This window comes from Stenotrophomonas sp. I18B00994, from assembly GCF_014145825.1.
GTDB lineage: Bacteria > Pseudomonadota > Gammaproteobacteria > Xanthomonadales > Xanthomonadaceae > Stenotrophomonas > Stenotrophomonas maltophilia.
Genome location: NZ_JACIUW010000004.1, coordinates 181,687 through 207,731, shown reverse-complemented (window position 1 = coordinate 207,731; position 26,045 = coordinate 181,687). Strand labels below are relative to the sequence as shown.

Here is a 26,045-nt window from a genome sequence, read left to right as displayed (position 1 = left end):
GTCTACCATTGTCGAGACGATCAAGGACTTAGTCGCCATCGAACAGCTTCCTGCAAACGCTTGCTGTAAGGGCATCGAACTGCCCCCGAATGGTGTCCAGTTCCACCTGTGACATCTCACTTCGTTCCCCTGGCTTCCGGCCGACCAAGGTGTTCGCCGCCTCGTTGAGAGTGGTGACTACCACTACGTAGTTGTCGCGACCAAGCCGTCTGTGATCCAACTCTCGCCCGCCATGCTTAATTCCTCGCTCATTGAGAATTCGTCCTGCGTGGAGTTGAATAAGCTCGTTAAGAGCGTCTCTGGCGGCCTGTCGTTTTGCTGCCTTAGGGACAGCGATGGGCTTGAGGGCTTGGGTAGTAGGGTCAAAGTCTGCAGGGATAATTCCGCTCTGCTTCAACAGGCGAATGGCGTCTTCCTCTTCCTGCTTTAGGAGGTGGATTTCCTGCATTTCCACCTCGGACTGCTCTTTGACCTCGGGCTTCCCATTGGTAGTGTCGCGAGGCGCATACTCACGGAACTCCGTGGGATCTGCTGGATCCAAGCCTTCAAGAGGAAGAAGCTGGTCAAAGAAGGATTGGTCATCTTCGCTGAACTGCTGGAAGTCTCCCCACCTGGCGGCAATGTTGCCGCCCGCATGAAAGATCACACTGCCCTGGTTTACAACGTCCCCCGGCGCATCTTGCTTGATTACGCGCATGATTCGCCCAACGAATTGGACGAATGGAGACAGGTTGGAGAACACGCTAAGGACCGCCGCTACCGACAGGAACGGATGGTCAAAACCTTCGCCAAGTTTTCTCACCTGTACGATCACGTCCAGTTGATGATTCGCCAGCCTTTGCATGACTTGGTCATTCTTTTTACTCTCACGGGAATGCACAAAATCGGCCTTCCTTCCCCGTGCGCGATAAGCCTCCACAATCTGAATGCAATGCTCATAATTCAATGCCGAGGCGATTACCTTTAGGCGTGGCTCCCCTGTCAAGTTACGGAGCCGGTCGAGCTCCCTGAGGGACGCATCAACAATGGTATTCAGTGTTTCTTCGGACGTTACGATGCTTCTGCGGAAATCCGCGTCCTCCTCACCTAGGCGTCGGACCTCATCTAGGGAGACTTCAACCTCCGAATCGCCTGGTCGCCTGACATAGCGTAAGGTCTTCGGATTGAGTTGGATTGCTTTGAGCTGTTTAACATAGCCCGCTCTGATCGCCTTGAAGATTGGGTATGAGTAAACGACGGGACCGCTCATCATCTGGCCATCAGCTCTAAGAGGCGTGGCGCTGAAGTTCACGACCGAGGCTGCAGGGAATTTTGCTTTCAGGGCCTCATAGGTTGCTGCAACGCTATGATGGCCCTCGTCGAAAATGATCAGGTCAAAGAAGTCGGCAGGAAGCGTTCGCAACCACTTGTTGCCATCGCCGGAAATCTGCTGGATGTTTGTAATGGCAACGTGTGCGGCGTCAAGGTCACTTCGATTTGCATCGGTGCCTCTTATTTCCACTGGCTCTGGATAATTGGGGCCGTCCATCACATCGCAGCGTGCATAGAATAGCTTCTCGCTACTAAAGTCGAAATCAGCTGCCAGCTGCGTTGCAATCGCAACGCCGGGAGCGATGATCAATGCTCGTTTCGATTTATACGCAAATGGAGTGAGCGTTATAGTTCCTGACTTTCCGCATCCCACGGGCAGTACTACGCTAACTTCTCTTATGTCCGCACCGTCAGCTACATGCTGTGCTAGCGCCTCATAGGCTCCTTGTTGCGGTTCTCTGACCTTCGGATTTCCAGTAATGCGGGGTGCGACATCTTGGAACGGGCTAGACACGCTTGTTCTCCTGGATACGTATTCTGCTCATGCGAAGTTGGGCGGCGCATTATCTGTGCGCCGTATTGGTCAGCAGCGGCTGACGTGAGATGTTCATTGCTCGCGCGGGCGTAGATGTCGGCATATTTATTGGTCGTTTTCATCCCGTGCCACAATTATCATCCCGACAGATACATCTGCCGGGCTTCTTGACGCCTACTGCGAGCTTTTACTTTCCCCCTGAAATTCCCTGGCTGATGCGCCCTTCAGTCATGAGATCCTGCCTCAGGCAACCCATCTATTCAATAGTTTGATGTCTGTCACATTTTTGGCGGGGCGCCGCGTGCCTTTCGGCAGGGCCAGACTTGGCAAGACGCGCCGGGACGGGTGGCAAAGCAGACAGCGAGGCGATAGCAAGAGTCCAGCCCCGAATCTTGGGCACCTGGAGTGGTTGATGGCGTTGCCTAATCATTGTCGCCGCGATCCCCCGGGCGCTACGACGCCTTCCTCATCCGACTTGCTGGCGTCGTGGAGTGCGCGCTTTTGGCAAGAGCGACCGCTTTTCGTTCACGTGCAGCTGCATTCACCACCCTCCGCTTCGCTCTGAGTTGCGCTTGCTTGAGAGACTGCGCTGCCTCTCCAGGCTGATAGGCCGGCAGACCTTCGGGAACGGGGAGAAGCGCTACCGCGTCTGCGCGCGATTGGAGCGTGGGCACATCTACATAGGTTCCGAGCTCGCCGGGCATATGCGCCTTGTGCCCCGTAATGGCAGCGGCAATAGAGCTAAGCACCCCCGCATAGAGAAGCCGGGTGCTCGCAGTATGTCGGAACGAGTGGAAGCCCATGCCGGGCTGCATCATGCCCAAGCCAACAAGATAGGCGCGGAACTGATCTCCGAGGGCGTCCCCGTAGCCTGCCTTCTTATGCCAAGGCAGGTGGGGAAACAGGCGCTCATGGCCCGACTGCGCTACATCTTCGACGTAAGTTAAGAAGCCCGCCTCCAACAAGCGTGGGTGGAGTGGGATGAAGCGCAAGGAGTTTGCGTTTTTCAGCTTTTGATCCCGCCGCCCCGCACGAATGTGGATTCCCCAAATGCCATTCACCTCGGCCACATCGTCGGCATAGAGTTGCCCAAGCTCGTTGACCCGCGCCCCAGTGCCCGCTGCTAGCAGGACTCCCCAGTATCGATCAGGCCGCTCCTCTGACCAGGGAAGGAACTTCTCCATATCGAAGAGTTGGTTGATTTCCTCAATGCTGAAGGGGCGACGGGGGAGCGTGGCGATTGCGGTGGCCGAGCTCTGGCGCTTGATTCCATCGAGCGGCGAACGTGTGAGCAGCCCACCGGCTACTTGTGCATTGAGGAAGCTGGCCAGTCGGTCACGATGTTTGCCTAGAGTCCGATCAGACAGGCCCGCGATAACGAGCCCTTTGGCGCGTTGTTGCTTGACCTTGGCGATGATTTGCGCGGCGCTCAGTTCTTTGTATTCTGCCTTCTTGCGCGCATTGCTCGGCCAGTCATGAAGCCCATTTAGGAAGGCGCGCACTTGGGTCTCCCCCACTTGCGACATGAGCAGGTCGAGCCCTGCTATTTCGCGGAAGATGGTGAGCGTGTTTTCACTGTCGAGCAGATTGCCTGGCGATGTCTTAGCGTTCCTAAGGTCTTCCAGGTAGAGACCAACACGCTTTGTCAGGGTGTCCCCGGCTCCGGGCAGCGGTGAACTTTGGGCAAAGCCTGAGCTCGCGAGTCCCTTGATGGTGTCCAGCAGAGCTTTGGCGTCCTCGCGTCCATTCACCTGTAGGTCGGTCAATCTCGCGCCGTTAGGCAGCTCAATGTTCCCGGTCCAGCGGTCAATGGTTCCGGCCAACGCTCTCAGCAGGGCGTCCCGATCCTTCTCGGTCATTGGGCTACGTCTGATGCGGTCGAATGCCTGAGAGAGTGCCACAGCGGCGCTTGCCGCTGTAAGCCGCATCAGATCGATTGAAGCAGGGGGCAGGCGTCGCACCAGGTAGCGGGAGCCAATAAGAGGCTGTAGATCCGTAGGCACAAAAAAACGGACGTATAGCCCGCTCGGTCGGCGCAGGAAAAATGGCTTTGGCACGGAGTGATACCTACTTTGATACCTGCAGACAGGCTCAGTTCGTGTATCACTCCGATGCCAAAACCCTTGCAAAATCAGCCACTTAGTGATAGATTTTGCAAGCAGTTGGTGGAGGTGGGCGGAATTGAACCGCCGTCCGAAGGCACTCCATCCCCAGCACTACATGCTTAGCTCACCGTTGGATCTCGTCCCCGAACAGCACGGCGTGCAAAGCGCATCCGGGAACCAGCCTGTTGTGTTCTAGTGCCGGACTGACAGGCAGCCACCCAGCGCGATTCCATGATAGTGACTCTACACCGCGAGCATGGACACAAGCGGTTTCGAGGCTTAGGCCTTAAGCGGCCAGAGCGTAGTTGTCGTCGTTGGCAACTAGAGTTTTGCAGCTGGATTTACGAGGAAAGCTACCCCCTCGGCATGCGCCAGGCGACTTCACAACCCCCGTCGAAACCAATGCACCCCCGGTTTCTACAGTGCTGCAAGGTACAGGGCCGATCCCGCGTTGCCACGGTCAGGGCCTGCCCAACGGTTGCAATGCTACGGCAAAACAGCTGAACAGTCACCTTTGCAATCCACAACACGTTGTAGAGCCGCCGTCATAGCGGATTGGTAACGTCATTGGCACGAATTTGCGACACACTGGCGACGACCATCCGAGCCAGGACAGACACGGAGACTGTGGGTGACCGATGCAAGCCAACAACGCAGCCTGCGACAGCTGATCGGGCCGGTCGGTGCCGACTATCAGCGGCGCGCGTTGCCGCCCGGCTGGGTCTGGGCCGTGCTGGCGGTGCTGCTGGCGGCCACCTGGGTGACGGAGTTGCCGGCCACGGCCGCGGCGGCCCTGGTCGCCAGCGCGGTGGTGGTGCACTGGTCGCAGCGCGGTCGCATCCATTGGCTCGGCTGGCGCCTACCGGGCCTGGCCGTACTGGCGGCCCTGCTGTGGGGGCCGGAAGTGCTGTCGCAGTGGTTCGAGCACGGGCTGGCCGTGGTCCTGATGTCGCTGGCCAGTCTCAGTATTGGCGTGCACGTGTGGCAGTCGCGGCAGTTGGCGCGCCAGCTGCAGGGCGCCGCCGATGCGCTGGATGATGCCCAGTTGCTGTCGTTGCTGCCCGATGATGCCGCGCAGCTGGCCCAGCAGTGGCGGGAAGGCGATGACCGCTACGCGCCGGAACTGGCGGTGGTGATGCACCTGGCGGTGATGCACGCGGCGCTGGCGCCGCGCATGCGCGGGCAGGGCATGCTGGCGGGGTGACCGCCTTTTGTAGCGTCGAGCCATGCTCGACTGCTTTTCTTACCGAAGCCGAGCATGGCTCGGCTCTACAGAAGACCAAGACAGCCGAGCATGGCCCGGCTTTACAGGTGATGCGCTGCGGCCTTACGCGTCGCGGTTGCCGCGACGCATCACGCGCTGCTTCTCGATCGCCCAGTCGCGGTCCTTGGCGGCATCGCGCTTGTCGTGGGTCTGCTTGCCCTTGGCCAGCGCGACTTCGAGCTTGATCTTGTTCTTGCTCCAGTACATCGCGGTGGGCACGATCGTGTAGCCATCGCGCTCGACCTTGCCGACCAGCTTGTCGATCTCGCTCCGGTGCAGCAGCAGCTTGCGCTCGCGCCGGTCGTTGGCCACCACGTGGGTGGAGGCCTGGATCAACGGGGTGATCTGGGCGCCGATCAGGAAGATCTCGCCGTGCTTCACGTAGGCGTAGGCATCGATGATGTTGCCGCGGCCAGCGCGGATCGACTTCACCTCCCAGCCCTGCAGTGCCAGGCCGGCCTCGAAGCGTTCTTCGATGTGGTACTCGTGGCGGGCACGCTTGTTCAACGCGATGGTCTTGTTGGCCGTCGCGCTCTTTGCTTTATCCTTGCCGCTGTTCTTGCTCATTTCCGTATTGTCTCCGATTCGGGCCCGCCCGGTCGATTGCCGAAACGCCCTGTATTCATGCCTACTATCCGCCGCAGCGCCCTGGTCGAACATTCGTCCGCGCGCATGTTCGACCTGGTCAACGATGTCCAGGCCTATCCGCGCCGCTTCCGCTGGTGCTCGGCTGCCCAGATCCTGGAGCAGGGCGAGGACCGGCTGGTGGCGCGCCTGGACCTGGGCCTGGGTTCGTTCAGCACCTGGTTCCAGACCGAAAACACCCTGCAGCGCCCGCACAGCATCGACATGCAGCTGCGCGATGGCCCGTTCAAGCAGTTGCACGGCCGCTGGGAATTCCATGCGCTGGCCGAGGACGCCTGCAAGGTCACCCTGACCCTGGAATTCGAGCCCAGCTCGCGCCTGCTGGGGCCGGCCCTGGCGATCGGCTTCCAGGGTCTGGCCGATCGGATGGTCAATGATTTCGTCCGCGTCGCCGACGAGGCCTGAGCGATGATCGAGGTCGAGGTGGTGCTGGCCTGGCCGCAGCAGGTGCTGTCGCGCCGGCTGCAGCTGGACGAGGGCGCGACCGTGGCCGATGCCATTGCCGCCGCCGCGCTGGAAGGCAGTGACCGATGCCCGGCCGTGGCCGTGCATGGCGTACTGGCGCGCCCGCAGCAGGTGTTGCTGGAGGGTGACCGCATTGAGCTGCTACGCCCGTTGCTGGCCGACCCCAAGGACAACCGCCGGCGACGCGCGCTCGGCGGTTGATGCCCGCAACCCGTCCGTGGGGACGGGCAGGGCCTCAGCGGCCCTTCTTCTTCTTGTCCTTCGGCAGGTTGCGGCCGAACTGGCGCACGGTCTGCTGGGCCAGGGCCTTGTCGTTGCCCGGGAAGTAATCGCCTTCCCAACGGGTCACGGTGTCATTCTCGAAGAACACCACGAAGTTCTTCACTTCAGTACGTCCCAGGCGGTTCACCCGCTGGCTGGAGGTGTAGTCCCAGCGCTGGGCGTGGAACGGATCGGGAATGGACGGGGTGCCCAGCAGCGCGGTGACCTGCTGCTTGCTCTGCCCGACCTGCAGCTTGGCCACGGCATCTTCCCGGATCAGGTTGCCCTGATAGATGGGTTGCTTGTAGATGATGCCGCACCCGGTGGTGGACAGGGCGACGGCGGCGACCAACAGGAGATTGCGCATCGGGACTGGCGGTTGGGGAAATCAAACCGATGATACACTCCCGGCGTGCCACCGCGACCCAATCCGAGGCAGCTGGCGCTAAATCGCCAATGAACGGAGACCTATGGAAACCCACGACCTGCGTAAAGTCGGCCTGAAGGTGACCCATCCGCGGATGCGGATCCTGGCGCTGCTCGAGCAGCGCAATGCCCAGCACCACATGACCGCCGAAGACATCTACCGCCAGCTGCTGGAGCATGGCGACGAGATCGGCCTGGCGACGGTGTACCGGGTGCTGACCCAGTTCGAGGCCGCCGGCCTCGTGCTCAAGCACAATTTCGAGGGCGGCCAGGCGGTCTACGAGCTTGACCGTGGCGGCCACCACGACCACATGGTCGACGTGGACAGCGGCAAGATCATCGAGTTCGAGAGCCATGAGATCGAGGAGCTGCAGCGCAAGATCGCAGCCGACCACGGCTACGAACTGGAAGAGCACTCGCTGGTGCTGTACGTGCGCAAGAAGCGCAAGTAAGCCGATCCGGCCAGCCAGATGCGACGAAACCCCGGGCCTGCCCGGGGTTTTTCGTTGCTGGGTCGCGTGCTGGGGTCAGAGCCCTTTGCTGGAGCAAAGGGATCCGACGCCGGCCGACCCCTGACCTCCAAGCAGCACGTCCAGATCCACCGCCTCGGCCATCGTCCGGTTCCCCGCATCACCCGGATGCAGGTGGTCGCCGGAATCGTAGGCGGCGGCCATCCGTGACGGATCGGCCGCATCGCGCAGGGCCGCGTCCAGGTCGATCACCGCGTCGAACGGCCCGTCGGTGCGCAGCCAGGCATTGAGCTGGCTGCGCAGGGCGTCCTTGTCCGGGTGGTGGTAGTCGTCCAGCGGCGTGCCGGGCAGGGCGCCGGCGAACGGCATCAGGGTGGCGCCGAGGATGCGTAGACCCCGCCGATGGGCCTGTTCGGCCAGGGCGCGGTAGCCCGCCTGCAGCTCGGCAAGCGTGGGCCGCGCCTGCTTGCGCGCGAAGGCGGTGCCGGGCCAGCTGATGTCATTGATGCCAACCAGCACGATCACGCTGGACACGCCAGGCTGATCCAGTGCATCGCGTTGGAAGCGGGCGAGCGCGGATTCCCCCATGCCGTCGTGCAAGAGGCGGCCACCGGAGATGCCGGCATTGACCACGGCGATGCCCCGCGGTGCCAAACGCGCGGCCAGATGGTCGGTCCAGCGCTGGTCCTGGTCGAGGCTGGCGGTGGCGCCGTCGGTGATCGAATCGCCGATCACCACCACGCTGCGTGCGCTGGTCGGCGCCTCGACCTCGATGCCGGCCAGGAACAGGCGGGCCGTGGTGCTGCTGGCCCCGCTCAGTGTCTGGGCCTGGCTCTGGTCGCCAGGCGCAATCCAACTGGTCTGCCTGCCCTCCCAATGGAACGTCTGCACCGGCATCGGCCCCGGCACGAAGACGCTGACCTGCAGCGCCTGCCGGTCAGCCGTGGTCAGTGGCAGCGGATCGCTCAGCCGTTCCTGCCCGGGGCCGATCAGCACCCCGGGCTGGCCTTCGAAACTGAGCGGCTGCGGGGTGTCCCCCGCCCGGGCGGCCACGCTCGCCGCCCCGATCCGCAGTGGTTGAGTGCCGTAGGCATTGCTCAGCCGCACCCGCAGCCGAGACCCGCCCAGGCTGATACGTGCCGTCTGGCGGAAGGTCTGGTCCTGCAGTGCGGCTGGGACCAGGGTCGGAAACAGGAATTCCGGGCCCCAGACCGGTTGCGGGCTGGCCTGCCAGCTGGCGACCCAGTGCGGCGCAGGGGCGGCGCTGGCGGCACTGGACAGGACGATCAATGCGGTTGTGACGAGCTGGCTGAAACGATTCATCGGGCAATCCCGGGTGGAGGGAAGGCCATGGTGATTCCGTACTCATCTGTGAACTAGACTGCGCATGGACAATCATCTGTGAACTGGATTCATTGCCATGGCGCGCTCCGACATCAACCGATCCGGCGAACTGGAAGTGTTCGTGCGGGTGATCGAGACCGGGGGCTTTTCCGCAGCCGCCCGAACATTGGAGATGACCCCGTCGGCGGTCAGCAAGCTGGTGGCGAGGCTGGAACAACGTCTGGGGACGCGCCTGCTGCAGCGTTCCACCCGCCAGCTGCAGCTGACTCCCGAGGGATGCGCGTTCTACGAGCGCGGCCTGCGCGTGCTGGCCGACCTGGACGAGGCCGAGCGCTGCGCCAGTGCTCACGCCGAGCCGCGTGGACGCCTGCGGGTCAATTCCAACGTGCCGTTCGGCCAGCATTTCCTGTTGCCGTTGCTGCCGGCGTTCCTGCAGCGCAATCCGCAGGTAGGCGTGGACCTGACCCTCAACGACGAGGTGATCGACCTGCTGGAGCAGCGCACCGACGTGGCGGTGCGGGCCGGTCCGCTGAAGAGCTCGAGCCTGGTGGCGCGGCGGCTGGGCGCGACGCGGATGATGATCGTGGCTGCACCGGCCTACGCGCAGCGGCACGGGCTGCCACGCACTGCCGAGGAGCTGCAGTCGCACAACCGGCTGGATATCGGCCATGCGCGCGCGATGCAGGGCTGGCCGTTGCTGCAGGACGGGCGCGAACGCATGCTGCTGCCCAGTGGCAACGCCCGCGCCAGCAACGGCGATGCGCTGCGCCAGCTGGTGTTGGGTGGGTTGGGCATGGCGCGGCTGGCAGCATTCCAGGTGCAGCAGGATATTGCCGCCGGGCGCCTGCTGCCGGTGCTGGAAGAGGCCAACCCCGGTGACCTGGAAGAGGTGCACGCGGTGTTCCTGGGGCAGGGCGGCTACCTGCCGCTGCGGGTGCGCGCGTTTCTTGATTTCCTGGTGGAGAACGTCGACCTGACGCAGCCACGGGGGTAGTGCCGGCCGCTGGCCGGCAACCTCACGATCTTCGACCCCTCGCATCGGTTGCCGGCCAGCGGCCGGCACTACCGTGCGGAAGCCGGGCCCACGCACGGTAGTGCCGGCCTCAGGCCTGCAGCAGCTTGCGCGCGGCGGCGCGCGCTTCCTTGCTCACTTCCACGCCGCCGAGCATGCGTGCCAGCTCTTCCTCGCGCGCCTTGCTGTCCAGCTTTTCCACGGCGCTCTGGGTCATGCCTTCCACCGGGCCCTTGCTGACCCGGTAATGGGCATGGCCCTTGGAGGCAACCTGCGGCAGGTGGGTCACGCACAGCACCTGGCGCTTCTCGCCGAGCGCGCGCAGCTTCTGGCCGACGATGTCGGCTACCGCGCCGCCGATGCCGGAGTCGACTTCGTCGAACACCATGGTCGGCACTGCATCCAGGTCCAGCGCGGCCACTTCGATGGCCAGCGAGATGCGTGACAGTTCGCCGCCGGAGGCCACCTTGCGCAGGGCGCGCGGCGGCTGGCCGGCATTGGCTGCGACCAGGAATTCCACGCGCTCGGCACCCTGCGGGTCGGGCTTGCCGGCGTCCTGCGGTTCCAGCTCGATCAGGAACTGGCCGCCGCCCATGCCCAGCTCGGCGATGATGCCAGTGGTGGTGGCCGACAGCTCGGCAGCAGCGCTGCGACGGCTGGCGGTCAGCACTTCGGCCTGTGCGCGCCAGGCGGCGGCGGCCTTGTCGATCTCGCCGGCCAGGCGCTGCAGGCGTTCGTCGGCGCCGCGCAGCTGTTCCACTTCGGCGTGCATGCGCTCGCGCTGCGCACCCAGCTCGTCCATCGGCACGCGGTGCTTGCGGGCCAGGTCGTGCAGACGGCCGAGGCGGCGCTCGTTCTCCTCGAACTGTTCCGGGTCGGCGTCGAGGTCGTCATGCACCCGATCCAGCAGCGACAGGGCTTCGTGCAGCTGGATCGAAGCGTTCTCGATCAGGCCATCCACCTCGCCCAGGCGCGCGTCGTGCTCGATCAGGCGCGACAGCTCGTGGCGCACCTGCTGCAGCAGGTCCAGCGCGGAGCTGCCGTCGTCGCCGTTGAGCTGGTTGCTGGCGGCCTGGCAGGCGCTCAGCAGGGCGCTGGCATGGGCCTGGCGGCGGTGGCTGGCGCCGAGTGCGGCAATCGACTCCGGCTCCAGGTCTTCACGGTCCAGCTCGCGCAGCTGGTGCTCCAGGAAGCCGATCCGGTCACTGACGTCGCCCTGTTGCGACAGCGCCAGCGATTCATCGACCAATGCCTGCCAGGCCGCGGCGGCGCGTCGCACCTGGCGGCGTTCGTTCTCGTTGCGCGCATAGGCGTCGAGCAGGGCCAGCTGCGACGGGCGCGTCAGCAGGGCCTGCTGTTCGTGCTGTCCGTGGATCTCCACCAGCAGCGAGGCCAGGTCGCCCAGTTGCGCCAGGGTCACCGGGCGGCCGTTGATCCAGGCCCGCGAACCGCCATCGGCGCGGATGACCCGGCGCAGCTGGCACTGCTCCTCGTCGTCCAGCTCGTTGTCGGCCAGCCACTGGCGTGCAGCCTGCAGCTGCTCCAGCGCAAACTCGGCCGAAAGCTCGGCGCGCGCGGCGCCGTGGCGGACCACGCCGCTGTCGGCGCGCAGGCCGGACAGGAAGCCCAGCGCGTCGACCATCAGCGACTTGCCGGCGCCGGTCTCGCCTGAAACCACGGTCATGCCTGGCCCGAACTCCAGTTCGGTGGCGCGGACGACGGCGAAATCCTTGATCGAAAGATGTCTGAGCATGGGTAAGGGGGTATCAGCAGCCGCGCAACGCTAGCACGCGGGCGAGGGAGGTCCAATGACTTGCCAAGGTGATGCGCCGCCATTATCTAGTGTCCGTGTCTCACAGGTTGATTCCATGCACGGTTCTCCCGACCAGCTTGCCCCGCGTGCGCGCCATCTGCTGCGCACGCTGATCGCGCGTTACATCCAGGACGGCGAGCCGGTCGGCTCGCAGACGCTGGCGCGCGTGGCCGGGCTGGAGGTCAGTCCGGCCACCATCCGCAACATCCTGGGTGACCTGGAAGACCTGGGGCTGCTGGCCTCGCCGCACACCTCCGCCGGGCGCGTCCCGACCGCACATGGCTACCGGGTCTTCGTCGACAGCCTGCTGCAGATGCAGCCGCCGGGCGAAGGCGAGCTGGCCCGGTTGCGCCAGGAACTGGCTGGCGGCGGCAGCACCCAGGCCCTGCTCGGCAGCGCCTCGGAGCTGTTGTCGGCGATGAGCCACTTCGTCGGCGTGGTCAGCGCGCCGCGACGCGAGCAGTTCGCCTTCCGCCAGATCGACTTCGTGGCGCTGGACGGGCGCCGGGTGCTGGCGATCCTGGTGTTTGCCGACAACGAGGTGCAGAACCGCGTCATCGAGACCCGCCAGGAGTTCGCGCCGGGCCAGCTGGAGCAGGTGGCCAACTATCTCAATGCCCATTTCGCCGGCCTGCCGATGGCCGAGATCCGCACCCGACTGCTGCTGGAACTGCGCGATGCCCGCTCCGAGCTGGAACAGCTGCTGGCGCACAGCATCGAGCTGGCCGAACAGGCCCTGCAGCCGGCTGCCGACGACATGCTGGTGGCGGGCCAGACCCGCCTGATGGGGGTGCAGGACCTGTCCGACCTGGAGCGCCTGCGCGAGCTGTTCGAGCTGTTCTCCAGCAAGCGGGAGATCCTGCAGCTGCTGGAGCGGACCATCCAGGCGCCCGGCGTGCGCATCTTCATCGGCGAGGAGACCGGGATGATGCCGCTGCAGGGCGTCTCGCTGGTCACTGCCCCTTACACGGCCAATGGCCAGGTGCTGGGCGTGCTGGGGGTGATCGGCCCCAAGCGGATGGCCTACGACCGCGTGATCCCGCTGGTCCAGGCTACCGCCGATGTCCTGGGCGCGGCGTTTTCGCCAGCCGGCCGCCCGCCGGGAACATCCGACGCTTGAAACGCAGCATCCCGCCCACACTAGGGTGGGTGGAGGCGGAGATTGACCGCCAGGGACCCAGACATGAACCACGAACAGCCAGATATCGAATCCCAGCAGAGTGCCGCCGATGCGGCCGCCACCGCCGGCGTCAACGACGAAGTCGAGCGCCTGCGCGCCGAAATCGAACAGGTCAAGGCCGATGCCCTGCGTGAGCGCGCCGACCTGGAGAACCAGCGCAAGCGCGTTGCCCGTGACATCGAACAGGCCCGCAAGTTCGCCAACGAGAAGCTGCTGGGCGATCTGCTCCCCGTGTTCGACAGCCTGGATGCCGGCCTGAAGGCCGCCGGCGACGACCCGCACCCGCTGCGCGAAGGCCTGGAGCTGACCTACAAGCAGCTGCTGAAGGTGGCCGCCGACAACGGACTGGTCCTGCTGGACCCGATCGGCCAGCCGTTCAACCCGGAACACCACCAGGCCATCAGCCAGGTGCCGACGCCGGGCGCCGCCCCGGGCAGCGTGGTGACCGTGTTCCAGAAGGGCTACCTGCTCAACGAGCGCCTGCTGCGGCCGGCGCTGGTGGTGGTGGCCGCCGATTGATGGACCAGGCCGGGCTTTGCCCGGTCCCGGTTGTGCCAGGCCATGCCTGGCAAGGTTTTCCAGGCGCTGAACACAGCGTTCGGGAGACGGCTTGAATGTTCCACGAGCCCCCCCACATCGTATTCATCCACCGGCCGAACGGCCGGACTGACACCAACAAGCATCCTCAGGAGTCTCCCCCATGGGCAAGATCATTGGTATCGACCTCGGCACCACCAACTCGTGCGTGGCGATCATGGACGGCGGCAAGGCCCGCGTCATCGAGAATTCGGAAGGCGATCGCACCACCCCGTCGATCGTCGCCTACACCAAGGACGGCGAAGTCCTGGTCGGCGCCTCGGCCAAGCGCCAGGCCGTGACCAACCCGAAGAACACCTTCTACGCGGTGAAGCGCCTGATCGGCCGCAAGTTCACCGACGCCGAAGTGCAGAAGGACATCGCGCACGTCCCGTACAGCATCCTGGCCCATGACAATGGCGACGCCTGGGTGGCCACCAGCGACGGCAAGAAGATGGCTCCGCAGGAAATCTCGGCCAAGGTGCTGGAAAAGATGAAGAAGACCGCCGAGGACTTCCTCGGTGAGAAGGTCACCGAAGCGGTCATCACCGTGCCGGCCTACTTCAACGACAGCCAGCGCCAGGCAACCAAGGACGCCGGCCGCATCGCCGGCCTGGACGTCAAGCGCATCATCAACGAGCCGACCGCGGCCGCGCTGGCCTATGGCCTGGACAAGGGCGACAACAAGGATCGCAAGATCGTGGTGTACGACCTGGGCGGCGGCACCTTCGACGTCTCGGTGATCGAGATCGCCAACGTCGACGGTGAAAAGCAGTTCGAAGTGCTGGCCACCAACGGCGACACGTTCCTGGGTGGCGAAGACTTCGACAACCGCGTCATCGAGTACCTGGTTGAAGAGTTCAACAAGGACCAGGGCATCGACCTGCGCAAGGATCCGCTGGCCCTGCAGCGCCTGAAGGATGCTGCCGAGCGCGCCAAGATCGAGCTGTCCAGCGCCCAGCAGACCGAAGTGAACCTGCCGTACGTCACCGCTGACGCGTCGGGTCCGAAGCACCTGAACATCAAGCTGACCCGCGCCAAGCTGGAAGCCCTGGTGGACGACCTGATCAAGAAGTCGATCGAGCCGTGCCGCGTCGCCCTGAACGATGCCGGCCTGCGTTCGAGCGACATCAGCGAAGTGATCCTGGTCGGCGGCCAGACCCGCATGCCGAAGGTGCAGCAGGCGGTGACCGAGTTCTTCGGCAAGGAACCGCGCAAGGACGTCAACCCGGACGAAGCCGTGGCACTGGGTGCGGCGATCCAGGGCGGCGTGCTCGGCGGCGACGTCAAGGACGTGCTGCTGCTGGACGTGACCCCGCTGTCGCTGGGCATCGAGACCATGGGCGGCGTGTTCACCAAGATCATCGAGAAGAACACCACCATCCCGACCAAGGCCTCGCAGGTGTTCTCCACCGCCGAGGACAACCAGTCGGCCGTGACCGTGCACGTGCTGCAGGGTGAGCGCGAACAGGCCCGCTTCAACAAGTCGCTGGCCAAGTTCGACCTGTCCGGCATCGAGCCGGCCCCGCGTGGCCTGCCGCAGGTGGAAGTGTCCTTCGACATCGACGCCAACGGCATCCTGCACGTGTCGGCCAAGGACAAGAAGACCAACAAGGAACAGAAGGTCGAGATCAAGGCCGGTTCGGGCCTGTCCGAGGAAGAGATCGCGCGCATGGTCGCCGACGCGGAAGCCAACCGCGAAGAAGACAAGAAGTTCCAGGAACTGGTGCAGGCCCGCAACCAGGCCGACGCCCTGATCCACGGTACCCGCAGCGCCATCACCGAGCACGGCAGCAAGGTCGGCGGCGATGTCATCGGCAAGGTCGAGGCGGCCCTGGCCGACCTGGAAACCGCGATGAAGGGTGACGACAAGGCACAGATCGAAGCCAAGTCGAAGGCGCTGGAAGAAGCTGGCCAGTCGCTGTTCGCCGCTGCTTCGGCCGACCAGGGCGGTGCCCCGGGTGCCGACGCCGGCAATGCCGGCAAGGCGCAGGACGACGTGGTCGACGCCGAGTTCACCGAAGTCAAGGACGACAAGAAGTCCTGATCCGGACCGACACGGGACGCTGGCCACCAGCGTCCCGTTGTCGCATCAGGGTCCTGACCGCCCACCGGCGTGTCGGGGCGCCCGACGCAAGAGCGGACCTGGTTCCGCTCTTCCGCTTTGACGAATCCCGACTTTCCGGAACCAGATCCACGACATGAGCAAGCGCGATTATTACGAAGTGCTGGGCGTTGCCCGCACCGCCACCGACGACGAGCTGAAGAAGGCGTACCGTCGCTGCGCGATGAAGTTCCACCCGGACCGCAACCCGGGTGATGCGGCGGCCGAAGCCTCCTTCAAGGAGTGCAAGGAAGCCTACGAAGTGCTGTCCGACGGCAACAAGCGCCGCATGTACGACAGCCATGGCCACGCGGCGTTCGAGCACGGCATGGGCGGCGGCGGGCCGGGCGGCCCGGACATGAACGATATCTTCGGCGATATCTTCGGCAACATCTTTGGCGGCGGTGGCGGTGGTCCGCGCCAGGCGCGTCGCGGCGCCGATATCGGCTACGTGATGGAGCTGGACCTGGAAGAAGCCGTGCGCGGCGTCGAGCGCCGCATCGAGATTCCGACCCTGGCCGAGTGCGGCGACTGCGATGGCAGTGGCTCGGAAGACGGCAAGGTCGAAACCTGCAATGTGTGCCATGGCCGCGGCCAGGTGCGCATCCAGCGCGGCATCTTCGCCATGCAGCAGGCGTGCCACAACTGCGGCGGCCGTGGCCAGATCATCGCCAAGCCCTGCAAGACCTGCCACGGCAACGGCCGTGTCGAGGAAGACAAGGTGCTGTCGGTGAAGGTGCCGGCCGGCGTCGATACCGGCGACCGCATCCGCCTGCAGGGCGAGGGCGAAGCCGGTCCGGCCGGTACGCCACCGGGCGACCTGTACGTGGAAGTGCGCGTGCGCGAGCATGCGATCTTCCAGCGCGATGGCGACGACCTGCACTGCGAAGTGCCGATCCGCATCTCGCAGGCGGCACTGGGTGACACCGTGCGCGTGGCGACCCTCGGCGGCGAAGCGGAGATCCGCATTCCGGCCGAGACCCAGACCGGCAAGCTGTTCCGCCTGCGCGGCAAGGGCGTGCGTTCGGTGCGCAGCCGCAGCGAGGGCGACCTGTACTGCCGCGTGGTGGTGGAGACTCCGGTCAACCTCACCCCTGAGCAGCGCAAGCTGCTGGAACAGTTCGAAGCCACCTTCGTCGGCGAGGAAGCACGCAAGCATTCGCCGAAGTCGGCCACCTTCATGGATGGCGTGAAGGGCTTCTGGGACCGGATGACGTCCTGAGTTTTCAACGCAAGTGTTGAACGGTAGCGCCGGGCCATGCCCGGCGTTTTCGTTTGCGATCAGCGGAAAAACGCCGCCGGCGTCTGCCCCAGCTGGCGCTTGAACATGCTGGTGAACGCGCTGGGGCTGTCGTAGCCCATCGCCAGCGCGACATCGATGACCTTGTCGCCGACCGCCAGCCGCTCCAATGCGGCCAGCAGTCGCGCCTGCTGTCGCCACTGCCCGAAGGTCATGCCCAGCTCGTGGGCGAAGTGGCGCTGGATGGTTTTCACGTCAACTTCCAGCGCCTGTGCCCAGTCCTGCAGCGTGGCGTCGTCGCCGGGGTGCTTCTGGATGTGCTGGCAGATCCGCTGCAGGCGCGGGTCGGTGGGCGAGGGCAGGTGCAGCGGCAGCACGTCCATGCGATGCAGTTCGTCCAGCAGCAGGCGCACCACGCGGCCATCGCGGCTGTCTTCGATGTGCTCGCCCTTGATCAGGGTGGCTGCCTGCAGCAGTTCGCGCAGCAGCGGTGCCACCTGTACCGCGAACGGTTCGGCCGGCAACTGCGGGGCGAACGACGGATCGATGTACAGGCTGCGCATGTGCACGGCGGCAATGCAGTCCACCGCGTGCACCATGCCAGCCGGCATCCAGATCGCACGGGTGGAGGGCACGACCCAGCGACCGACTTCCGAGCGCACCACCATCAGCCCCGAGATGGCATAGACCAGCTGGTGGCGCTGGTGCTTGTGGCCTGCGATATGGGTGCCTGCCGGGTACTGGGTAACCCGGTAGGTGACCGGACGATGCAGTGGCACATCACGCCACGGCGCAGCCGGGTCGACATCGCCGGCAATGTCCTTTTTGCGATAGGCCATGACCCGAACGCGGCAGAAGGGAGGGGAGGGCAACCGTAGCATGCGTGGCTCGCCCCCAACCTGACTGCGTCCATGTCCGCCTTGGCTTCTCCCGCAACGACCTCACGTCCGGTGGCTCCCGGTGTGCTGGCAGCTATTTCCACCTCGCATGTCGTCAACGACATGATGCAGTCGCTGATCCTGGCCATCTATCCAGTGATCAAGGGCGGCTTCAACCTGAGCTTCACCCAGATCGGCCTGATCACGCTGACCTACCAGCTGACCGCTTCGATCTTCCAGCCACTGGTTGGCGCCGCCACCGACCGTCGCCCGGCGCCGTACTCGCTGCCGATCGGCATGGCCTCGACCCTGTGCGGCATGCTGCTGCTCGGCTTCGCGCCGAACTATGCGGTGGTGCTGATGGCTGCGGCGATGGTCGGCATTGGTTCGGCCATTTTCCATCCGGAAGCATCGCGCATTGCGCGGCTGGCCTCGGGTGGCCGCCATGGCTTCGCGCAGTCGGTGTTCCAGGTGGGTGGCAATTTCGGTACCGCGCTCGGTCCACTGATTGCTGCAGCCGTGATCGTGCCGCATGGCCAGCATGCCGCGTCGTGGTTTGCCGGCGCCGCGCTGATCGGCATTGCACTGCTGACCTATGTCGGCCGCTGGTATGCGCTGCACCTGGGCACCCCGCGCCCGGCCAGCACCGCCTCGATGGCGCCGCGCCATCCCTCGCGCACCGTGGCCAAGGTGCTGGCGATCCTGCTGGTGCTGATCTTCAGCAAGTACTTCTACATGGCCAGCATCGGCAGCTACTTCACCTTCTACCTGATCCACCACTTCGGCATTCCGGTGGCGCAGGCGCAGCTGCATCTGTTCGCATTCCTGGTGGCGTCCGCCGCCGGCGGCTTCCTCGGCGGCCCGCTGGGTGACCGCATCGGCCGCAAGCCGATCATCTGGACCTCGATCCTGGGCGTTGCCCCGTTCGCCCTGATGCTGCCGCATGCGGATCTGTTCTGGACCACGGTGCTGGCGGTGCTGATCGGTTTCGTGCTGTCCTCGGCGTTCTCGGCCATCGTGGTCTATGCGCAGGAGATGATGCCGCACCGCATCGGCATGGTGTCCGGCCTGTTCTTCGGCTTCGCCTTCGGCATGGGCGGGCTGGGTGCTGCCGTGCTCGGCCTGCTGGCGGACAAGACCAGCATTGAGTACGTCTACCAGTTGACTGCGTTCCTGCCGCTGCTCGGCATCGTGGCGGCGTGGCTGCCGCCGTCGCGGCCTGCTGTTCACTGAGGGGTTTTGGTTTGCAGGGCTTGCAGCCCTGCACCCGCAGAGGCAACGGCAACAGCCGAAGCGCGCTATCCGTGGATTGGCGGGGTGGGGTCGGTTGAGGGGGACACTGCAAGTACGTCCATGTAGCTCGGTCGCGCCGTTTTCCGCGATCTGTCGGAACAGCGTTCTGCTTTGGTGGGTGCCGACCGTTGGTCGGCACGGGGTCGGATATCGATATTTGACAGACGTGTCGATCAACGGACGACACCTACCAACAGCCGCAGTTGCCAGTAGAGCCACGCCATGCGTGGACGAATCATTCGGTATCCGACAGATGTGCCGACCAACGGTCGGCACCCACCAGCAGCTGTCGGCCAACTGTCGAAGGCGGGGCGGTGTCGGCGTGCGGGGTGTCAGCGGCATGGGTGCCGCTGCCAAGCCTACAAGGACGTACTTGCGGCGTCCCCGCACTCCGACACCGCCCCGCCATCCCACGGATAGCCCGCTCTGGCTTTTGATGTTGACGTTGATTCTGCAGGCGCAGGGCTGCAAGCCCTGCCGAAAACCCCCTTGAGCGTAGAATGCGGCCATGAGCGAATCCCTTGATAACCACCTGGTCCACGGCCGCCGCCAGCGGCCCGACGGCCCGTCGCCGATCGATGTCATCTCGGTCCAGTCGCAACTTGTCTACGGCCACGCCGGCAACAGCGCCGCCGTGCCGCCGATGCGCGCTCTCGGCGTGCGCGTAGCAGAAATTCCGACCGTGTTGCTCAGCAACGCGCCGTTCTACGACACCACGCGCGGTCGCGTGCTGCCCGCCGACTGGTTCGCCGACCTGCTGCTGGGCACCCACGAGCGCGGCCTGCCGCAGCGGGCGAAGATGCTGGTGTCCGGCTACTTCGGCAGCACCGCCAACGGTGCGGCCTTCGCCGACTGGCTGGATGACATCCTGCCGGCCTGCCCGCAGCTGCGTTACTGCCTGGATCCGGTGATTGGTGATACCCACACCGGCCCCTACGTGGAACCGGGCCTGGAAGCGATCTTCGCCGATCGCCTGCTGCCGCATGCCTGGCTGGTGACCCCGAACGCCTTTGAACTCAATCGCCTCACCGGTATGCCGGCGCTCGCCGAGGCCGATGCCATCGCCGCCGCACGCACGCTGCTGGATCGTGGCCCGCACTGGGTGATCGCGCACAGCGTGGGCGGCACCCCGGGTGAACTGGTGACCCTGGCTGTCGGCCGCGAGGAGAGCTGGCGCTGGACCTCGCCCCTGCTGCCGGTGGACGTGGCTGGTACGGGTGATGTGCTGATGTCGCTGGTGGTGTCGTTCCTGCTGCGCGGCGAATCGATGCAGCAGGCGATCTCGCGTGCGATTGCCGGCACCCATGCGGCCCTGGAGGCGACCCTGGACAACGGCTTCGAAGAATTCGACGTGATCGCTGCAGCGCCTGCCGCGTTGGCCGAGGGGACGCGCTTCCGCGCCGAACGCGTGGCATGAGTGGCTTGCTCGAACGCACGCCGCGCACGGTCGGCATCGTCGGAAGTGCAGGCGCCTACGGGCGCTGGCTGACCCGCTTCTTCCAGCAGCACATGCAGTTGCGGGTAATCGGCCATGATCCGGCTGATCCGGGCTCGCATACGCCGGAACAGCTGCTCGCGCAGGCCGATGTGCTGGTGTTCTCGGCGCCGATCCGGCATACGCCCGCGTTGATCGCCGAGTACGTGCGGCAGTCGGCCGGCCGCGAGCAGGACCGGCTGTGGCTGGACGTGACCTCGGTGAAGGAGGCACCGGTGCAGGCGATGCTGGCCTCGCAGGCCGAGGTGGTCGGGCTGCACCCGATGACCGCGCCACCGAAAGCGCCGACACTGAAGGGCCGGGTGATGGTGGTCTGCGAAGCGCGGCTGCGGCACTGGCAGCCATGGGTCGATTCGCTGTGCACGGCGCTGCAGGCTGAGTGCGTGCGGGCCACGCCACAGCATCACGACCAGATGATGGCGCTGGTACAGGCGATGGTGCATGCCACCCACCTGGCCCAGGCCGGCGTGCTGCGCCAGTATCAGCCGCAGCTGGGCGACCTGGCCGCGATGATGCCGTACCGGTCGGCATCGTTCGAACTGGATACGGCGATCATCTCGCGCATCCTGTCGCTGAACCCCGCGATCTACGAGGACATCCAGTTCGGCAACCCGTACGTGGCGCCGATGCTGGAGCGCTTGGTCGGCCAGCTGCAGGCCCTGCAGGCCCAGGTCGGACAGGGCGACGACACTGCACGCAATGCATTCCGTGAGCAGCTGCTGTCGGCCAACCGCAGTGCCTTCGGCGAGCAGGCACTGGCCGAGGGCAACTACACCTTTGAACGCGTGGGCTATCTGCTGGCTGACCTGACCGAGCGCAATGCGTTGTCGGTGCACCTGCCGGAAGACCGGCCGGGCTCACTGCGTGAGCTGCTGAACGTGTTCGAGCAGCACCGCATCAGCCTGGCCTCGATCCATTCCTCGCGCACGCCTGGCGGCGAAGTGCATTTCCGGATCGGGTTCGTGGCCGGCAGCGATCCGGGGGCGATCAGTCGCGCGGCCGCTGAAGTGGACGCCAGCGGCATCGGGCGGGTGCTGGGCTGAGCACATTCATCCACAGGCGGTGTGGATGATTTCTGAGCAAAGGTGTGGATAACCTCGCTCAGCCCTTGGTAGTAAAGGCTGTCAAGATGCTTGGTCAAAAATTGATCACGCTTTTTGTAGGGTCGAGCCATGCTCGACCGCCTTTGGCAAAAAGCGTGTCGACCAAGGTCGACACCTACCAGAGGCAAAAGGCGTGTCGACCAAGGTCGACACCCACCAGAGCGGAGCGGTACGAAATCCGGTGGCGCCGGGCCATGCCCGGCGAACCTCAGATCGTCAGCCTCAGCTCACCGCCACTGGTGGTGAACTCGCGGCCGTCGCGTACCAGCGGCCGTCCATCATCCAGTTCGTAGCGTGGCGTGGCTTCGGAATGGTGCCCGCTGCCATTCGCCTCGGGCTTGAACTCGATGATGATGTGGCTTTCGCCGTTGCTGTCGACGGCGGGGAACTGACGGAACGACATCGTGCACCTCCTTCAGCGGATGCTGCTGTTGCGCGGCCAGCTTGGCCGCGCCGATGTTAGGCGGACGTCATCAATCGATGAACTGCAGGCGTGCAAGTTCAGCGTACAGTCCGCCTTCGGCCAGCAGCTGCGCGTGCGTGCCCTCGGCGACGATGCGGCCCTGGTCCATCACCACGATGCGGTCGGCCTTGAGCACGGTGGCCAGGCGGTGGGCAATGACCAGCGTGGTGCGGCCCGCCATCAGGCGTTCCAGCGCTTGCTGCACGCTGTGCTCGCTCTGCGCGTCCAACGCGCTGGTGGCTTCGTCCAGCAGCAGGATCGGCGCATCCTTCAGCAGTGCGCGGGCAATCGCCACACGCTGCTGCTGGCCACCGGACAGGCGGGCGCCGCGCTCGCCCAGCTCACTGTCATAGCCCTGCGGCAACGCGCGCAGGAATCCGTCCGCCTCGGCGGCGCGTGCGGCATCTTCCACCTCGCTGTCGCTGGCCTGCAGGCGGCCATAGCGGATGTTGTCGCGCGCGCTGGCGGCAAACAGCGTCGGCTGCTGCGGAACCAGCGCCAGCTGTCCGCGCAGTTCGGCCGGGTCGACCTGGCGCACGTCGATGCCATCCACGCAGATGCGGCCACTGGCCGGATCGTGGAAGCGCAGCAGCATCGACAGCACCGTGCTCTTGCCTGCGCCGGACGGGCCAACCAGGGCCACGGTCTCGCCCGGGCGCACGTGCAGGCTGAAATGGTCCAGCGCCGCCTGGTCTGGCCGCTGCGGGTAATGGAACACCACGTCGTCGAACCGGATCTCGCCCCGCAGCGGCTGCGGCAGCACGTGCGGCTGCGCCGGCGCGCGGATCTCGATGTCTTCCTGCAGCAGTTCGCCGATGCGGCCCATGCCGCCGGCCGCGCGCTGCAGTTCGTTCCAGACTTCGGCCAGCGCACCGACCGAGCCACCACCGATCAGCGCGTACAGCACGAACTGGCCAAGGGTGCCTGCGCTGAGGCGGCCGTCGATGACATCGTGCGCGCCCAGCCACAGCACGCCGACGATGGCGCCGAACACCAGCAGGATGGCGCTGGCGGTGACCAGCGACTGCGCACCGATGCGGCGGCGGGCGGCCTTGATGGCATCGCCCAGTGCATGGTCGAAGCGGCCGCGCTCGTAGGGTTCGCGTGCATGCGCCTGCACCGTCCTTACGGCGCCCAGGGTCTCGCTGGCCAGGCTGTTCGCATCGGCGATGCGGTCCTGGCTGCTGCGCGCGACGGTGCGCAGCTTGCGCGCACCGATGATGATCGGCAATACCGCAAGCGGAATACCCAGCAGCGACCACGCCGCCAGCCGCGGGCTGGTGACGAACAGCATCGCCAGGCTGCCGACCACCGTGACGCTGCTGCGCAATGCCACCGACATGGTCGAGCCGACCACGCTGCGCAGCAGCTCACTGTCGGCGGTCAGGCGCGAGACCAGCTCACCGCTGCGGCTGCGGTCATGGAAGCCGGCACCGAGCTGGATGAGGTGTGCGTAGAGGCGGCTGCGCAGGTCAGCCACGACCTTTTCGCCCAGCAGCGACACGAAGTAGAAGCGCGCGGCGGTGGCCAGGGCCAGCACCACGGCCACCAGCATCAGCAGGGCGAAGGCACGGTTGATCTGGCCGCCGCTGCTGAAGCCATGGTCGATCATCTGCTTGACCGCCGGCGGCAGGCTCAGCGTGGCCGCCGAAGACACCGCCAGGGCCATCAGCCAGGCGGTGAACAGGCCACTGTGGCGGCGCACGAACGGCCATAGCGTGCGCAGGCTGCCAAGGCGGCGCAGCGGCGGGGGCGAGGCGGGGGCGCCGTCCTTGTCAGTCATCCTGGTGGTCGTCTTCTATGCGGATACGGTCACGAGTGGCGTCGCGCAGGCGGATTTTCAATGCGTCGACCTGATCGGCCGGCAATTCGACCCGCAGGCACACCCCGTTCGCGTCGAACTGTTCATCGCGCTTCTCCGCGCCGAACCCCGGAAGGGCCGCATGCAGGGTGCCCAGGTCTTCGAAGCCGGCCTGCAGCTGCAGCCGTGCCATGGCGACCAGCGCCAGCCGCGGCGCGGTGCGCAGGCATTCTGCGGCGGCGCCACCGTACGCCCGGACCAGGCCGCCGGCGCCGAGCTTGATGCCACCGAACCAGCGCGTCACCACCACCATCACCCGGTCGAAGCCCTGCCCGTCGATCGCGGCCAGGATCGGCCGCCCGGCGGTGCCTGCCGGCTCGCCATCATCGCTGGAGCGGTAGTCCTGGCCATGCCGGTAGGCCCAGCAGTTGTGCGTGGCGTCGGCCACGGCAACCTGTTGCAGGAACGCCAGCGCTGCGGGGGCGCCGTCGATCGGCGCGGCATGGGCGATGAAACGGCTGTGTTTGACTTCCAGCGTGTGGCTGACGGGCTGGGCGAGGGTATCGAGCATTCCCGCCATTCTACGGTGTTGCCGGGTACCCCCGCCCGTTTCAGTCGTCCAGCAGCGGGCGCAGGTCGCGCGGCAGGCGCGCTTCCGGATATTGCTGGATGTAGCGCTCCAGGCTGGCGCGGGCGAGGTCGCGCTGGTCCTGGTCACGGCGCTCGCGGATTTTCTGCAGCCACTGCCGGCGTGGCAGGCGCGCGTCGGCGTCCACCTCGGCCTGCACGGTATCCGCGCTCAGGCCCGCATCGCTGCCGCGGCGCATGATGCCCGGAGCCGAACGGCTGGGAGCCTCACGCTTCATCGAGGTGATCTCCACCCGATCCAGCGCCTCCGCCCGCTCGACCTCGGCGGCATTGGCTGCCGGTGCAGGTGCCGCGGCCGTGCGTGCTTTCAGTGCCCCGGACGCTGCCGGCGCGAATGCCGGTGCAGGTGCCGGTGCCGAGTAGGCGGCGGATGCCGGTGGCGCAGGCGGCGCTGCGGCCGGTGCTGCCGTCGGCGCTGGCGGGAGGGCCGCAAAGGCGGTATCGGCGGCCGCATCCGCAGCCATCGATCGTGCAGCCTGGGCCGGCGCTTCAGCGGTCTCGGCCGGCGCCGGCTCGGGCGCGCGTGCGATGGCCGGTGCCGGGGCAGCGGCAACAGGGGCGGCCTCGGGTGCTGCGGGCGCAGCGCTTGGTTCGGCGGCCGCCACAGCGCTGTCGGCTGCACTGCGGTCAGCGGCCTGATCGGCAGCCGCAACGTCTTCTGCCGCTGCCGGTGCCGCAGCAACAGCGGCCTCACCGGCCGGAACCGGCGGCGGTTCCGGACGCAGCTGCCAGGCGATGCCGATGGCAAACACCATCGAGGCGGCGATGCCGAACACCGCCGGCCAACGCGGGCGTGTGCGCTGCGTGCGCGGCGCCTCGGGAGAGGCGACCGCATCGGCCGCCGGCGCGTCCACGGCGGCGCGGGCCGCGGCCAGGATGGCAGCGTCCAGTGCGGCGGGCGGAGCCTGCTCGGCGCGACGGCCGAGCAGCCGGGCCAGCTCGCGTTCTTCCGGCGTCAGCGGTTCGTCTCGGTTCATGCGTTCAATCCCGCACGCAGCTTGTCCATCGCATAGCGCAGCCGCGATTTCACGGTTTCCCGGCCTACGCCGGTGATCTGGCCGATCTCCTCCAGGCTCAGTTCCTGATCCAGCCGCAGTTGCAGCACTTCGCGCTGCTCAGGCGGCAGTTGTTCCATCGCCAGCTGGATGCGGCGACGTTGTTCGAATTCGGAAAGCTCGCCTTCCGGGGTCTGCCCATCCTCGATCGCGGCCAGGCGCAGATCGGCATCGGCCGGGGCAGCCGGGCGGTGGCGGGCGGCGCGCCAATGGTCGTTCAGGCGGTTGTGGGCGATGCGGAACAGCCAGGTGCTGAACGCCGCGTCCGGTTGCCACCCGGCACGGGCGCTGATCACCCGCTGCCAGACGTCCTGGAAGATCTCCTCGGCCAGCGCGGTGTCGCGCAGTTGCCGCAGCAGGAAGCCGAACAGGCGCTTGCGGTGGCGCCCATACAGGCTTTCGAACGCGCGCAGGTCGCCACCGGCCCAGGCCAGCATCAAGGCTTCATCGGTTGGCAGTGCGCTGGCTTCCACGGCGTACAGGGTAAGGCCTGCAGGCGGTGGCGCATAGCCGGTGGCAGGGGCGGGCAGGGCGAGGTTCATGGCATGGAAGCAGCTA

At 65.8% G+C, this 26,045-nt stretch carries 24 protein-coding genes and 1 other RNA gene; 12 read left to right on the top strand and 13 right to left on the bottom strand.

The window, feature by feature from the left end:
• Positions 1 to 28: 28 nt before the first annotated feature.
• The 3 genes from H4O10_RS06305 to ssrA form a co-directional block, all read right to left on the bottom strand.
• Positions 29 to 1,825: a DEAD/DEAH box helicase family protein gene (locus H4O10_RS06305; RefSeq protein WP_004153231.1), complete on the bottom strand. Its 1,797-nt coding sequence runs from the start codon at positions 1,823 to 1,825 to the stop codon at positions 29 to 31.
• Between the two features lie 473 nt (positions 1,826 to 2,298).
• A complete protein-coding gene (locus H4O10_RS06300) occupies positions 2,299 to 3,705 on the bottom strand; it encodes a site-specific integrase (RefSeq protein WP_241899049.1) in 1,407 nt (468 codons plus the stop codon).
• Positions 3,706 to 4,009: 304 nt separating this feature from the next.
• Positions 4,010 to 4,363: a transfer-messenger RNA gene (gene ssrA / locus H4O10_RS06295) on the bottom strand.
• 219 nt (positions 4,364 to 4,582) lie between these two features.
• Here ssrA and H4O10_RS06290 point away from each other — a divergent pair.
• A complete protein-coding gene (locus H4O10_RS06290) occupies positions 4,583 to 5,155 on the top strand; it encodes a hypothetical protein (RefSeq protein ID WP_005409230.1) in 573 nt (190 codons plus the stop codon).
• Between the two features lie 123 nt (positions 5,156 to 5,278).
• Here H4O10_RS06290 and smpB read toward each other — a convergent pair whose 3' ends face one another.
• The gene (gene smpB / locus H4O10_RS06285) at positions 5,279 to 5,782 is read right to left on the bottom strand and encodes an SsrA-binding protein SmpB (RefSeq protein ID WP_005409231.1); all 504 of its coding nucleotides are present in this window, start codon (positions 5,780 to 5,782) and stop codon (positions 5,279 to 5,281) included.
• A gap of 57 nt (positions 5,783 to 5,839) precedes the next feature.
• Here smpB and H4O10_RS06280 point away from each other — a divergent pair, with 57 nt between their 5' ends.
• Both H4O10_RS06280 and H4O10_RS06275 read left to right on the top strand, forming a co-directional pair.
• The gene (locus H4O10_RS06280; protein ID WP_005409232.1) at positions 5,840 to 6,265 is read left to right on the top strand and encodes a type II toxin-antitoxin system RatA family toxin; all 426 of its coding nucleotides are present in this window, start codon (positions 5,840 to 5,842) and stop codon (positions 6,263 to 6,265) included.
• 3 nt (positions 6,266 to 6,268) lie between these two features.
• Positions 6,269 to 6,526, top strand: coding sequence for an RnfH family protein (locus tag H4O10_RS06275; RefSeq protein ID WP_005409233.1), 258 nt, complete (start codon positions 6,269 to 6,271; stop codon positions 6,524 to 6,526).
• A gap of 34 nt (positions 6,527 to 6,560) precedes the next feature.
• Here H4O10_RS06275 and bamE read toward each other — a convergent pair whose 3' ends face one another.
• On the bottom strand, positions 6,561 to 6,953 hold the full coding sequence (bamE, locus tag H4O10_RS06270) for an outer membrane protein assembly factor BamE (RefSeq protein WP_005409234.1): 393 nt from the start codon (positions 6,951 to 6,953) through the stop codon (positions 6,561 to 6,563).
• Between the two features lie 103 nt (positions 6,954 to 7,056).
• On the opposite strand from bamE, the gene fur reads away from it, so the two are divergent.
• Complete coding sequence (gene fur, locus H4O10_RS06265; protein ID WP_005409235.1) at positions 7,057 to 7,464, top strand: ferric iron uptake transcriptional regulator; 408 nt, start codon at positions 7,057 to 7,059, stop codon at positions 7,462 to 7,464.
• A gap of 75 nt (positions 7,465 to 7,539) precedes the next feature.
• Here the strand turns inward: fur and H4O10_RS06260 are convergent, their stop codons facing one another.
• Positions 7,540 to 8,805, bottom strand: coding sequence for an SGNH/GDSL hydrolase family protein (locus H4O10_RS06260; protein ID WP_049397346.1), 1,266 nt, complete (start codon positions 8,803 to 8,805; stop codon positions 7,540 to 7,542).
• A 97-nt stretch (positions 8,806 to 8,902) separates the two neighbouring features.
• On the opposite strand from H4O10_RS06260, the gene H4O10_RS06255 reads away from it, so the two are divergent.
• Entirely contained in the window at positions 8,903 to 9,820 is a 918-nt protein-coding gene (locus H4O10_RS06255) for a LysR family transcriptional regulator (protein ID WP_005409237.1), read from the top strand.
• A gap of 109 nt (positions 9,821 to 9,929) precedes the next feature.
• Here H4O10_RS06255 and recN read toward each other — a convergent pair whose 3' ends face one another.
• Positions 9,930 to 11,591 carry a DNA repair protein RecN gene (recN, locus tag H4O10_RS06250; RefSeq protein WP_049395747.1) on the bottom strand — a complete coding sequence of 554 codons (1,662 nt, stop codon included), beginning with the start codon at positions 11,589 to 11,591 and terminating at the stop codon, positions 9,930 to 9,932.
• A 115-nt stretch (positions 11,592 to 11,706) separates the two neighbouring features.
• On the opposite strand from recN, the gene hrcA reads away from it, so the two are divergent.
• The 4 genes from hrcA to dnaJ all read left to right on the top strand — a co-directional run bounded on the left by hrcA (position 11,707) and on the right by dnaJ (position 16,733).
• On the top strand, positions 11,707 to 12,771 hold the full coding sequence (gene hrcA, locus H4O10_RS06245; RefSeq protein ID WP_005409239.1) for a heat-inducible transcriptional repressor HrcA: 1,065 nt from the start codon (positions 11,707 to 11,709) through the stop codon (positions 12,769 to 12,771).
• A gap of 63 nt (positions 12,772 to 12,834) precedes the next feature.
• Entirely contained in the window at positions 12,835 to 13,350 is a 516-nt protein-coding gene (gene grpE / locus H4O10_RS06240; RefSeq protein WP_005409240.1) for a nucleotide exchange factor GrpE, read from the top strand.
• A 181-nt stretch (positions 13,351 to 13,531) separates the two neighbouring features.
• Positions 13,532 to 15,454, top strand: a complete 1,923-nt coding sequence (gene dnaK, locus H4O10_RS06235; RefSeq protein WP_005409241.1) for a molecular chaperone DnaK — start codon at positions 13,532 to 13,534, stop codon at positions 15,452 to 15,454.
• A gap of 154 nt (positions 15,455 to 15,608) precedes the next feature.
• Positions 15,609 to 16,733: a molecular chaperone DnaJ gene (gene dnaJ, locus H4O10_RS06230; protein ID WP_005409242.1), complete on the top strand. Its 1,125-nt coding sequence runs from the start codon at positions 15,609 to 15,611 to the stop codon at positions 16,731 to 16,733.
• A gap of 59 nt (positions 16,734 to 16,792) precedes the next feature.
• On the opposite strand, the gene H4O10_RS06225 is transcribed toward dnaJ, so the two are convergent.
• Positions 16,793 to 17,590, bottom strand: coding sequence for a helix-turn-helix transcriptional regulator (locus H4O10_RS06225; RefSeq protein ID WP_043035461.1), 798 nt, complete (start codon positions 17,588 to 17,590; stop codon positions 16,793 to 16,795).
• A gap of 72 nt (positions 17,591 to 17,662) precedes the next feature.
• Between H4O10_RS06225 and H4O10_RS06220 the strand changes: the two genes are divergently transcribed.
• From H4O10_RS06220 to H4O10_RS06210, 3 genes are all read left to right on the top strand, one after another.
• Positions 17,663 to 18,862: an MFS transporter gene (locus H4O10_RS06220; RefSeq protein ID WP_049395744.1), complete on the top strand. Its 1,200-nt coding sequence runs from the start codon at positions 17,663 to 17,665 to the stop codon at positions 18,860 to 18,862.
• Positions 18,863 to 19,430: 568 nt separating this feature from the next.
• Complete coding sequence (gene pdxY / locus H4O10_RS06215) at positions 19,431 to 20,339, top strand: pyridoxal kinase (protein WP_049395743.1); 909 nt, start codon at positions 19,431 to 19,433, stop codon at positions 20,337 to 20,339.
• Entirely contained in the window at positions 20,336 to 21,460 is a 1,125-nt protein-coding gene (locus H4O10_RS06210) for a prephenate dehydrogenase (RefSeq protein ID WP_099595917.1), read from the top strand. The genes pdxY and H4O10_RS06210 overlap by 4 nt, the downstream gene beginning before the upstream one ends.
• Before the next feature lie 268 nt (positions 21,461 to 21,728).
• Here the strand turns inward: H4O10_RS06210 and H4O10_RS06205 are convergent, their stop codons facing one another.
• The 5 genes from H4O10_RS06205 to H4O10_RS06185 form a co-directional block, all read right to left on the bottom strand.
• Complete coding sequence (locus H4O10_RS06205) at positions 21,729 to 21,923, bottom strand: hypothetical protein (RefSeq protein ID WP_005409247.1); 195 nt, start codon at positions 21,921 to 21,923, stop codon at positions 21,729 to 21,731.
• 70 nt (positions 21,924 to 21,993) lie between these two features.
• Positions 21,994 to 23,766, bottom strand: a complete 1,773-nt coding sequence (locus H4O10_RS06200) for an ABC transporter transmembrane domain-containing protein (RefSeq protein ID WP_012479922.1) — start codon at positions 23,764 to 23,766, stop codon at positions 21,994 to 21,996.
• Complete coding sequence (locus H4O10_RS06195; RefSeq protein WP_005409249.1) at positions 23,759 to 24,355, bottom strand: YigZ family protein; 597 nt, start codon at positions 24,353 to 24,355, stop codon at positions 23,759 to 23,761. Before H4O10_RS06195 ends, H4O10_RS06200 begins: the two co-directional genes overlap by 8 nt.
• Positions 24,356 to 24,395: 40 nt before the next feature.
• Positions 24,396 to 25,409 carry a hypothetical protein gene (locus tag H4O10_RS06190; protein WP_076739233.1) on the bottom strand — a complete coding sequence of 338 codons (1,014 nt, stop codon included), beginning with the start codon at positions 25,407 to 25,409 and terminating at the stop codon, positions 24,396 to 24,398.
• On the bottom strand, positions 25,406 to 25,924 hold the full coding sequence (locus H4O10_RS06185; RefSeq protein WP_229295586.1) for an RNA polymerase sigma factor: 519 nt from the start codon (positions 25,922 to 25,924) through the stop codon (positions 25,406 to 25,408). Before H4O10_RS06185 ends, H4O10_RS06190 begins: the two co-directional genes overlap by 4 nt.
• Positions 25,925 to 26,045 lie beyond the last annotated feature (121 nt).

Excerpts from the sequence above, each read along its gene's own strand:
- H4O10_RS06300 (WP_241899049.1), bottom strand. The coding sequence starts at position 3,705 with ATGACCGAGAAGGATCGGGACGCCCTGCTGAGAGCGTTGGCCGGAACC.
- smpB (WP_005409231.1), bottom strand. The coding sequence starts at position 5,782 with ATGAGCAAGAACAGCGGCAAGGATAAAGCAAAGAGCGCGACGGCCAAC.
- H4O10_RS06280 (WP_005409232.1), top strand. The coding sequence starts at position 5,840 with ATGCCTACTATCCGCCGCAGCGCCCTGGTCGAACATTCGTCCGCGCGC.
- H4O10_RS06275 (WP_005409233.1), top strand. The coding sequence starts at position 6,269 with ATGATCGAGGTCGAGGTGGTGCTGGCCTGGCCGCAGCAGGTGCTGTCG.
- bamE (WP_005409234.1), bottom strand. The coding sequence starts at position 6,953 with ATGCGCAATCTCCTGTTGGTCGCCGCCGTCGCCCTGTCCACCACCGGG.
- fur (WP_005409235.1), top strand. The coding sequence starts at position 7,057 with ATGGAAACCCACGACCTGCGTAAAGTCGGCCTGAAGGTGACCCATCCG.
- H4O10_RS06260 (WP_049397346.1), bottom strand. The coding sequence starts at position 8,805 with ATGAATCGTTTCAGCCAGCTCGTCACAACCGCATTGATCGTCCTGTCC.
- H4O10_RS06255 (WP_005409237.1), top strand. The coding sequence starts at position 8,903 with ATGGCGCGCTCCGACATCAACCGATCCGGCGAACTGGAAGTGTTCGTG.
- recN (WP_049395747.1), bottom strand. The coding sequence starts at position 11,591 with ATGCTCAGACATCTTTCGATCAAGGATTTCGCCGTCGTCCGCGCCACC.
- hrcA (WP_005409239.1), top strand. The coding sequence starts at position 11,707 with ATGCACGGTTCTCCCGACCAGCTTGCCCCGCGTGCGCGCCATCTGCTG.
- grpE (WP_005409240.1), top strand. The coding sequence starts at position 12,835 with ATGAACCACGAACAGCCAGATATCGAATCCCAGCAGAGTGCCGCCGAT.
- dnaK (WP_005409241.1), top strand. The coding sequence starts at position 13,532 with ATGGGCAAGATCATTGGTATCGACCTCGGCACCACCAACTCGTGCGTG.
- dnaJ (WP_005409242.1), top strand. The coding sequence starts at position 15,609 with ATGAGCAAGCGCGATTATTACGAAGTGCTGGGCGTTGCCCGCACCGCC.
- H4O10_RS06225 (WP_043035461.1), bottom strand. The coding sequence starts at position 17,590 with ATGGCCTATCGCAAAAAGGACATTGCCGGCGATGTCGACCCGGCTGCG.
- H4O10_RS06220 (WP_049395744.1), top strand. The coding sequence starts at position 17,663 with ATGTCCGCCTTGGCTTCTCCCGCAACGACCTCACGTCCGGTGGCTCCC.
- pdxY (WP_049395743.1), top strand. The coding sequence starts at position 19,431 with ATGAGCGAATCCCTTGATAACCACCTGGTCCACGGCCGCCGCCAGCGG.
- H4O10_RS06210 (WP_099595917.1), top strand. The coding sequence starts at position 20,336 with ATGAGTGGCTTGCTCGAACGCACGCCGCGCACGGTCGGCATCGTCGGA.
- H4O10_RS06205 (WP_005409247.1), bottom strand. The coding sequence starts at position 21,923 with ATGTCGTTCCGTCAGTTCCCCGCCGTCGACAGCAACGGCGAAAGCCAC.
- H4O10_RS06200 (WP_012479922.1), bottom strand. The coding sequence starts at position 23,766 with ATGACTGACAAGGACGGCGCCCCCGCCTCGCCCCCGCCGCTGCGCCGC.
- H4O10_RS06195 (WP_005409249.1), bottom strand. The coding sequence starts at position 24,355 with ATGCTCGATACCCTCGCCCAGCCCGTCAGCCACACGCTGGAAGTCAAA.
- H4O10_RS06190 (WP_076739233.1), bottom strand. The coding sequence starts at position 25,409 with ATGAACCGAGACGAACCGCTGACGCCGGAAGAACGCGAGCTGGCCCGG.
- H4O10_RS06185 (WP_229295586.1), bottom strand. The coding sequence starts at position 25,924 with ATGCTGGCCTGGGCCGGTGGCGACCTGCGCGCGTTCGAAAGCCTGTAT.